The sequence below is a fragment of the Rhodoplanes roseus genome, from assembly GCF_003258865.1.
In the GTDB taxonomy this organism is placed as follows: domain Bacteria; phylum Pseudomonadota; class Alphaproteobacteria; order Rhizobiales; family Xanthobacteraceae; genus Rhodoplanes; species Rhodoplanes roseus.
This window is the reverse complement of sequence record NZ_NPEX01000502.1, coordinates 1-2,348: the sequence shown is the minus strand read 5'-3', so window position 1 is coordinate 2,348 and position 2,348 is coordinate 1. Positions and strand designations below refer to the sequence as shown.

2 protein-coding genes and 1 tRNA gene are annotated in these 2,348 nt (G+C 69.9%); 1 reads left to right on the top strand and 2 read right to left on the bottom strand.

Translation table 11 applies throughout. The features are described 5' to 3' along the window. Window positions 1–247 precede the first annotated feature (247 nt). Window positions 248–337 (top strand) — tRNA-Ser (locus CH341_RS30730). A gap of 386 nt (window positions 338–723) precedes the next feature. Here the strand turns inward: CH341_RS30730 and CH341_RS30725 are convergent. Both CH341_RS30725 and CH341_RS30720 read right to left on the bottom strand, forming a co-directional pair. Then, complete coding sequence (locus CH341_RS30725) at window positions 724–1,713, bottom strand: MBL fold metallo-hydrolase (RefSeq protein WP_111423395.1); 990 nt, start codon at window positions 1,711–1,713, stop codon at window positions 724–726. 10 nt (window positions 1,714–1,723) lie between these two features. Then, window positions 1,724–2,176 (bottom strand): flavodoxin domain-containing protein, encoded by a 453-nt coding sequence (locus CH341_RS30720; RefSeq protein ID WP_111423393.1) that lies wholly within the window; start codon window positions 2,174–2,176, stop codon window positions 1,724–1,726. Window positions 2,177–2,348 lie beyond the last annotated feature (172 nt).

Here is a 2,348-nt window from a genome sequence, read left to right as displayed (position 1 = left end):
GCCCGCGGCACGTGACGGGTTTATGGCGATCGGACCCGGTTCTGTCAAGGAAACCGGCCGGATCGGCCCGGCCGCCGCCGGCCGCGCAACCCCGGCGCCCCGGCCGGGGCCGATACCCCGGCGCCGGCGGAACGACGATCCGGGCCGCCCCTTCCGGCAGGTCACCCTTGCGACGCCGGCCTTGTGTCGGGCGCGACGGTTCTGTAGAAGTCGCCGGCCGGGCGGCAACGCCCGAACTCGGCCCCGCGGAGAGGTGGCAGAGTGGTTGAATGCACCGCACTCGAAATGCGGCATACGGGCAACCGTATCGGGGGTTCGAATCCCTCCCTCTCCGCCAGCCGTCCGATTTGCGCGTTACGGGCGGCCTGATCTTGCCCTTCACGGATTCGACCTCAGCCGCCGCATTTTTTCCTTCGAAGCGGTTTCCACCGCGGCGCGGCGCGCTCCAGTCGACTAGACCAACGACCTCGGCCGCCTCGCCGTGGGTGAAGCTCCTGCTTTCCTGGTGATCGAAACTACACCAGCTTTCGCGTCACGCCTCTGATAGCACGCCATTCGATGATCGAGAGGCGCGGTCCCCCCGGGCGCCGTTCCTCACGCGCCCGGGCTTCAGGCCTGCTTCTCCCGTCTTCAGGTCATAAATTGCGACGATGTCTCCGGAGCCTCTGCCGCGGTCGCGACGGCATCCGCGCGGTATGCACGAGGCTCGCGCGGTTGCCCGGCTCAGATCACCATCAGGTCCGTACCGACGACGACCTCGCCGGAGAAGTGCTTTCTGGCCTCGGCCAGCCAAGTCTCGTGCGGGACCGTCAGGTTGCCGGGCACGATGTGGGATAACACCAGCGTCTTGACCCCGGCCCGGGCGGCGATGTGGCCGCATTCCTCGGGCGTGGTGTGTCCCTGCAGGAGAAACTGGCGCAGCGTCGGCGGAACATAGGGCCGCTGCGCCAGCATGCGATCGATCGACGGGATGTGGAGCACCTCGTGCACCAGCACGTCGGCGCCACGTGCGAGCGCGACCAGAGCGTCGCTCGGCGCGGTGTCGCCCGAGACGACGATCGAACGCCCAGGAGTGTCGAACCGAAACGCGAAAGCCTTCGCGAAAGGCGGGTGGTCGACCAGCGCCGCCGTCACGGTCACCTTGTCGTCGCGATGGATCTCGCCCGGCTCGGTCAGCTCGCGCACCGCGAACGACGCCTCGATCGGCTTGCGGCCCGTCGCCCGGATCCGGATGTCGGTGTCCTCGCGATTGAAGGCTAGCGCCGCCTCGTGGAGGCGGAGCATCGGCGGCGGCCCGAACACGCCGATCGACTGCGGGATGCCCTGGATCCACGCCATGTGGACGAGCGCCGGATAGTCGGCGTTGTGGTCGGAGTGGTGATGGGTGATGAAGATCGCCTTCATTCCGGCCGGCGCCAGACCGGCGCGCGTCATCCGCTCCATCGTGCCGTAGCCGCAGTCGACCAGGTAGGGCCGTCCATCGACGACGACGGCCTGCCCGGTCATCATCCGCCTCGGATCGAGCACCGGACCGCCCATCGTCCCGAGCAGCACGACATGCGTGCCGGTCGGCGGGACGGTCGCGGTGCCGACGTCGAGCGGCGCCGCGGCGCTCGACGCGATCGCAGCGGGCGCGGAGGAAAGGACGAGAGCCGGCACGGCCGATGCCGCTCCGGCGAGGACAGACCGGCGGCTCGGGTCGGGGGTGGTCATGGCGGGCTCTTCACACCGTCTCGGCGGCGGCCAGAACCCCGTCGAGCCAGCGGCCCGCGACGTCCTCCGGGAGATCGGGGCCGGAGGCGTCGTGCAGGCCGCGGGGGGCGACGGCGCGCGCGCCGAGGCTTTCCAGCAGCTCCTGAAACGTGCGGCCGCCGAAGTTGAAGGTCTCGGCATACTGACTGTCGCCGAGCCCGAACACGGCGAAGCGCTTGCCGGCGAGCGACGGCCGCGCCGCCACGAGCGCCGCGTGAAAAGGCTTGGCCGAGGCCGGGAGCTCGCCGTCGCCATAGGTCGAGGTGACGATCAGGAACAGCGCGTCGGCGTCGAACACCGACGGATCGGCCCCGTCCATGTTCACCATGGTCACGGCGTGGTCCGGCGACAGGCGGGCGGCCAGATCCTCGGCCAGCATCTCGGCGTTTCCGGTCTCGGTTCCGTACAGAATCACGATGGTCATGGGTCAGGCCGCGCGATGGACGTGGACGATCATGGCGGAGGTGGATGCGAGCTTGAGGCGCGGCCGGCCGGGCGGCGCTGCCGCCGTCTCGGCGGCCTCGATGTGCTTCCAGTGGGCATAGGAGACCGGCACGACGCCGGCGGCTGCGAGCCGCGCGAGCAAGCCGGTGCGG

What these genes read in the sequence shown, in the direction of transcription:
- CH341_RS30725 (WP_111423395.1), bottom strand. Translation starts at nt 1,713, where the DNA reads ATGACCACCCCCGACCCGAGCCGCCGGTCTGTCCTCGCCGGAGCGGCA.
- CH341_RS30720 (WP_111423393.1), bottom strand. Translation starts at nt 2,176, where the DNA reads ATGACCATCGTGATTCTGTACGGAACCGAGACCGGAAACGCCGAGATG.